This is a genomic window from Cellulosimicrobium sp. CpK407, from assembly GCF_051844275.1.
GTDB lineage: Bacteria > Actinomycetota > Actinomycetes > Actinomycetales > Cellulomonadaceae > Cellulosimicrobium > Cellulosimicrobium cellulans_G.
The window spans coordinates 1-322 of sequence record NZ_JBGNYC010000115.1; the positions used below are offsets into that span (position 1 = coordinate 1).

Genomic DNA, 322 nt, shown 5'->3' on the forward strand with positions numbered 1-322 from the left:
CGACGGCGACGACCTCTACCTCGCCTCGGCCGCGGCGACCGTGGCCGGGGACGACGTGCGCTCGCGCCCGGACGGCACGGTCGAGTTCCGCGACGGCGGCGGCTCCACCGGCCGCAAGGTGGTCACGGTCACCGTGGCGGACGGGCAGGGTGGCGTCTTCGAGGGCAAGCTGCTGGTGGACGTGGTGCCGGGCCCGCAGCCCCCGGTGGCGGTGAACGACCACGTGGTGGTGCCGGCGGGTCAGCCGGTGACGGTGGAGCCGTTGCGCAACGACACCGACCCGAACGGTGACGAGCTGCGGCTGGCGTCGGTGTCGGAGTCC

1 protein-coding gene is annotated in these 322 nt (G+C 74.8%); it reads left to right on the forward strand.

Features of this window, described 5'->3' with window-relative positions; translation table 11 throughout:
• Positions 1 to 322: Ig-like domain-containing protein (locus ABWU78_RS20965; RefSeq protein WP_439159403.1), on the forward strand; the 322-nt coding region annotated here is incomplete at both ends.